The sequence below is a fragment of the Variovorax sp. 20P10.2.4 genome (genome assembly GCF_058244205.1).
This window is the reverse complement of record NZ_JBZAYE010001193.1, coordinates 1-1,048: the sequence shown is the minus strand read 5'-3', so window position 1 is coordinate 1,048 and position 1,048 is coordinate 1. Positions and strand designations below refer to the sequence as shown.

Below are 1,048 nucleotides of genomic sequence, written 5' to 3'. Positions count from 1 at the left end.
CTCGGCCGCGCTCTTCTTCTGCCGGCTCTGCCAGAGCCCGACCAGCGCGGACCAGCCGATCACGGCGAAGAAAGCCCAGCCCTCGGGCGTGACATGCGATCCGCGCGGCTCGGGCGCCGTCGATTCGACGGGCTCGCCCGGATCGACCAGCGGCAGCTCCTGGGCCATGGCCATCGGCTCGCCGCGGATCAGCTGCGCGATGCCGTCGACCGCGGCACCCAGGCCGCCGTCGAAATCGCCGGCGCGAAAGCGCGGCGTCATCTCCTGGTCGATGATGCGCGCGGCCTGGATGTCGGTGATGCGGCCCTCGAGGCCGCGGCCGACCTCGATGCGCATGCGCCGGTCGCGGATCGCCACCAGCAGCAGCACGCCGTCGTCCTCGTCCTTGCGCCCGAGCTTCCACTGCGCGAACACGCGCGTGGCGTACTGCTCGATGCTGTCCTCGCCGGTGGTCGGCACGATCAGCACCGCGAGCTGGGCCTGGGTCTCGCGCTCGAGGTCGGCGATGCGCTCGCGCAGCGCCTCGGCCTGCGCGGCGTCGAGCGTCTTGTTCTGGTCGATCACGCGCGACTTCATCGCCGGCACGGGCACGGGCCTGGCCTGCGCGCCGAACACCGCGGCGAACAGCAGCACGAGGCACAGCCAGAGGTGCAGGCCGGGTCGGAAGTCCGGGGTCGTCGCCTTCATCGCTGGGCGCTCTTCGTCACGACGCCCGCGCCGCGCACCTCGAGCCGGCGCTGGTCCACCACCTTGCCGCCGGCATCGACCAGCTCGATCAGGTGGCGGCCCGGCCAGGGCAGCCACTGCGCGCTGTTGCCGCGCGCGAAGTGCTTGCCGTCGATGCGCCATTGCACGCCGCGGCCTTCCGATTCGAAGCGCACGCGCTGGCGCAGCGGCGGGATGTCGGGATCGAGCGCGATGATCGTGCCGTCGGCCGGCGCCGTGATGCGCGCGACGCTGGCCGTGCCCGCGGCGCCGGGGTCGTTCGCGAGCGCGAACAGCGGCTGCTCGGTGCCCTGCACGAACCATTCGTCGCGCGCGGCCTCGA

At 72.9% G+C, this 1,048-nt stretch carries 1 protein-coding gene and 1 pseudogene; both read right to left on the bottom strand.

Annotated elements, in window-relative coordinates; genetic code table 11:
- A partial coding sequence (locus AC27VN_RS42235) for a TPM domain-containing protein (RefSeq protein ID WP_490880631.1) occupies positions 1-687 on the bottom strand: 687 nt, incomplete at its 3' end.
- Positions 684-1,048, bottom strand: a pseudogene (locus AC27VN_RS42230) (penicillin-binding protein 1C); the annotation flags it as partial. The pseudogene AC27VN_RS42230 and the gene AC27VN_RS42235, both read right to left, overlap by 4 nt.